The organism is Pseudomonas agronomica, assembly GCF_025917275.1.
Taxonomy (GTDB): domain Bacteria; phylum Pseudomonadota; class Gammaproteobacteria; order Pseudomonadales; family Pseudomonadaceae; genus Aquipseudomonas; species Aquipseudomonas agronomica.
On record NZ_JAOSHO010000519.1, the window covers coordinates 1 to 3,367 of the forward strand.

Annotated in this window: 3 protein-coding genes; all 3 read left to right on the forward strand. The window is 62.9% G+C overall.

Annotated features, from left to right (window positions below; genetic code table 11):
• The coding region (locus tag OC610_RS23745) for a membrane dipeptidase (RefSeq protein ID WP_264431318.1) at positions 1-645 on the forward strand (645 nt) is incomplete at its 5' end.
• Between the two features lie 77 nt (positions 646-722).
• A complete protein-coding gene (locus OC610_RS23750; RefSeq protein ID WP_030139308.1) occupies positions 723-1,253 on the forward strand; it encodes a DUF5943 domain-containing protein in 531 nt (176 codons plus the stop codon).
• Positions 1,254-1,268: 15 nt separating this feature from the next.
• Positions 1,269-3,329, forward strand: coding sequence for a dimethylglycine demethylation protein DgcA (gene dgcA, locus OC610_RS23755; RefSeq protein WP_030139309.1), 2,061 nt, complete (start codon positions 1,269-1,271; stop codon positions 3,327-3,329).
• Positions 3,330-3,367 lie beyond the last annotated feature (38 nt).

Sequence of the window (3,367 nt, forward strand, 5' to 3'; positions counted from 1 at the left end):
GGCGTGGGTGTGGTGCAGATGTGCTACAACACCCAGAACCTGGTGGGCACCGGTTGCTACGAGCGCGACGGCGGCCTGTCGGGCTTCGGCCGCGAGATCGTCGCCGAGATGAACCGCGTCGGCATCATGTGCGACCTGTCCCACGTCGGTTCCAAGACCTCCGAGGAAGTCATCCTCGAATCGAAGAAACCGGTTTGCTACTCCCACTGCCTGCCGTCCGGCCTGAAGGAACACCCGCGCAACAAATCCGATGAAGAGCTGAAGTTCATCGCCGATCACGGCGGTTTCGTCGGCGTGACCATGTTCGCGCCGTTCCTGGCCAAGGGCATCGATTCGACCATCGACGACTACGCCGAAGCCATTGAATACACCATGAACATCGTCGGCGAGGACGCCATCGGCATCGGCACCGACTTCACCCAGGGCCACGGCCAGGATTTCTTCGAGATGCTGACCCACGACAAGGGCTACGCCCGTCGCCTGACCAGCTTCGGCAAGATCATCAACCCCCTGGGCATCCGCACCGTGGGCGAGTTCCCGAACCTCACCGAAACGCTGCTCAAGCGCGGTCACCCGGAGCGGGTGGTGCGCAAGATCATGGGTGAAAACTGGGTGAACGTTCTTAAAGACGTCTGGGGCGAATAACCCGCTGCGTCGCTGAATCCTTTACCTGCGGCCACTCGCGCCGCAGGCACATCACGAATTTCCGGAGTCAAGTTTTCATGGCCAAGATCGCCCCGCAACTGCCTATCGAAGTCGACAGCGAAACCGGTGTCTGGACCTCCGACGCCCTGCCGATGCTGTACGTGCCGCGTCACTTCTTCGTCAACAATCACATGGGCATCGAGGAAGTGCTGGGTGCCGACGCCTATGCCGAGATTCTCTACAAGGCCGGCTACAAATCCGCCTGGCACTGGTGTGAAAAAGAAGCCGAGTGCCACGGCCTGGAAGGCGTCGCGGTGTTCGAGCACTACATGAAGCGCCTGTCGCAACGCGGCTGGGGCCTGTTCAAGATCCAGGACATCGACCTGGACAAAGGCACCGCCAGCGTCAAGCTCGAGCACTCGGCGTTCGTCTACGTGTATGGCAAGGTCGGGCGCAAGGTCGACTACATGTTCACCGGCTGGTTCGCCGGCGCCATGGACCAGATCCTGGCCGCGCGTGGCAGCTCGATCCGCACCGTGGCCGAGCAGGTCTACGGCGGTTCCGAAGAAGGCCACGACGACGGCCTGTTCATCGTCAAGCCGTTGTAAGTCGAGGATCGCGCCATGGCTTTTGAAGCAATGTTCCAGCCGATCCAGATCGGCAAGCTGACCATCCGCAACCGCGTGCTCAGCACCGCGCACGCCGAGGTCTACGCCACCGACGGCGGTATGACCACCGACCGGTACGTGAAGTATTACGAAGAGAAGGCCAAGGGCGGCATCGGCCTAGCGATCTGCGGCGGCTCTTCGGTGGTCGCCATCGACAGCCCGCAGGAATGGTGGAGCTCGGTGAACCTGTCCACCGACCGCATCATCCCGCACTTCCAGAACCTGGCCGACGCCATGCACAAGCATGGCGCCAAGATCATGATCCAGATTACCCACATGGGCCGTCGCTCGCGCTGGGACGGCTTCAACTGGCCGACCCTGATGTCGCCGTCTGGCGTGCGTGAGCCGGTGCACCGTGCGACCTGCAAGACCATCGAGCCGGAAGAAATCTGGCGGGTGATCGGCAACTACGCCCAGGCCGCGCGCCGGGCCAAGGCCGGTGGCCTGGACGGCGTCGAGCTGTCCGCCGTGCATCAGCACATGATCGACCAGTTCTGGAGCCCGCGGGTCAACAAGCGGACCGACGAATGGGGCGGCAGCTTCGAAGGCCGCATGAAGTTCGGCCTGGAAGTGCTGAAGGCCGTGCGCGCCGAAGTGGGCGACGATTTCTGCGTGGGCATGCGCCTGTGCGGCGACGAGTTCCACCCGGACGGCTTGTCCCACGAGGACATGAAGCAGATCGCCAAGTACTACGATGACACCGGCATGCTCGATTTCATCGGCGTCGTGGGGTCGGGTTGCGACACCCACAACACCCTGGCCAACGTCATCCCGAACATGAGTTATCCACCGGAGCCGTTCCTGCACCTGGCCGCCGGTATCAAGGAAGTGGTCAAGGTCCCGGTGCTGCACGCGCAGAACATCAAGGACCCGAACCAGGCCACGCGGATCCTGGAGGGCGGTTACGTCGACATGGTCGGCATGACCCGTGCCCACATCGCCGACCCGCACCTGATCGCCAAGATCAAGATGGGCCAGATCGACCAGATCAAGCAGTGCGTCGGCGCCAACTACTGCATCGACCGCCAGTACCAGGGCCTGGACGTGCTGTGCATCCAGAACGCCGCGACCTCCCGTGAATACATGGGCGTGCCGCACATCATCGAGAAATCCACCGGGCCCAAGCGCAAAGTCGTTGTCGTCGGTGCCGGCCCGGCCGGGATGGAAGCGGCGCGCGTGGCCGCCGAACGTGGCCATGACGTGACCCTGTTCGAGAAGAAGGAATTCATCGGCGGGCAGATCACCACCGCCTCGAAAGCCCCGCAACGGGACCAGATCGCCGGTATCACCCGCTGGTTCCAACTGGAGCTGGCGCGCTTGAAAGTCGACCTGCGCCTGGGCGTGGCGGCTGACGCGCCGACCATCATGGACCTGCGTCCGGACGTGGTAGTGCTGGCCGTTGGCGGGCACCCGAACCTTGAGCAGAACGAACACTGGGGCGCCGCCGAAGGGCTGGTGGTCAGCAGTTGGGACGTACTCGACGGCAAGGTCGCGCCGGGCAAGAACGTGCTGGTCTACGACACCATTTGCGAGTTCACCGGCATGTCGGTGGCCGACTTCCTCGCCGACAAGGGCAGCCAGGTCGAGATCGTCACCGACGACATCAAGCCGGGCGTGGCCATTGGCGGGACTTCGTTCCCGACCTACTACCGCAGCATGTACCCCAAGGAAGTGATCATGACCGGGGACATGATGCTGGAGAAGGTCTACCGCGAAGGCGACAAGCTGGTGGCGGTGCTGGAGAACGAATACACCGGCGCCAAGGAAGAGCGCGTGGTCGACCAGGTGGTGGTGGAAAACGGCGTGCGGCCGGACGAAGAAATCTACTACGCGCTCAAGGAAGGTTCGCGCAACAAGGGCCAGATCGACGTCGAAGCCCTGTTCGCGATCAAGCCCCAGCCGTGCCTGGAGCAGAGCGGCGACGGTTACCTGCTGTTCCGCATCGGCGACTGCGTGGCCCAGCGTAATACCCACGCCGCCATCTATGACGCCCTGCGGTTGTGCAAGGATTTCTAACGGCTTGCACATGATCCTGTGGGAGCGAGCTTGCTCGC

What these genes read in the sequence shown, in the direction of transcription:
- OC610_RS23750 (WP_030139308.1), top strand. Translation starts at nt 723, where the DNA reads ATGGCCAAGATCGCCCCGCAACTGCCTATCGAAGTCGACAGCGAAACC.
- dgcA (WP_030139309.1), top strand. Translation starts at nt 1,269, where the DNA reads ATGGCTTTTGAAGCAATGTTCCAGCCGATCCAGATCGGCAAGCTGACC.